The 847-nt window shown below is 56.1% G+C and carries 1 protein-coding gene; it reads right to left on the minus strand.

The window, feature by feature from the left end; genetic code table 11:
* Nucleotides 1–847, minus strand: an 847-nt coding sequence (locus RTW80_RS26310) for a DUF1983 domain-containing protein (RefSeq protein WP_312721019.1), incomplete at both ends; no start/stop codon positions are given.

Here is an 847-nt window from a genome sequence, read left to right on the forward strand (position 1 = left end):
CCTCCATGCTGAGGCCAATACCCGCGACATAATGTTTGCCGTCTTTGGTCTGCTCAATTTTGACGCCCCACATCGCATTCCACTTATCGTTAGCGTCCTTCCACTCTTTCGAAAACTCATCCAGTCTGCTGGCGTTATCCTCCGTCAGATAAAATTTTTCCAGCAGCTCTTTACCGAGATGGGATTCGGTTATCTTGCCTTTGAAAAAATCCAGATAGCCTGATGCATCATCACTCGGCTGACCGACAGCCTCCACGAATGCCGATTTGCCAACGGTGTTCACACTGCGAACGTAAAAATAATAATCATGGCCCGGTTTGATATTGATACTGGCGGCTATCCAGTACAGTGCCGTACCAAGATAACGCGCGCTGGTTTCAACCTGCCTGATATCCGCAATCCGTTTTTCCGAGAACCAGAACTCAAACTGTACCGTCGGGTCATAAACCGCAAGATGCGGCGTGGCGGTTATCTGAAAATAGCCCGGCGTCAGCTCAATCCGCGACGGCGCTGCCGGTGCGGCAATCCTGAACGATACCGACGCCGGATCGCCCTGCTGTCCCCACGCATTTACCGCCCGGACTGTCAGCGTGTACCGTCCCAGCGCCAGTTGCGTGAAGCGGTATGTGGTTTCCGCCGTCCGGACCGTGCTGACCAGCCGCTCACTGCCGTCATCCGCTGCCACGGTCAGGCGAAGCAGGAAGCTCACGCCCTTCACCACCTTCGGCGTGTCCCATCGCGCCAGCACCTGATATTCCCCGCTGTCTGCAGTGACTTCGGCGGTCAGATGCTGCACTGCTGGCGGCGTGACACCATTCACCGTGCCGCTCTGGTCGCCGTCAAAGTG

Source organism: Escherichia sp. AM3, from assembly GCF_032029835.1.
Lineage (GTDB): Bacteria > Pseudomonadota > Gammaproteobacteria > Enterobacterales > Enterobacteriaceae > Escherichia > Escherichia coli.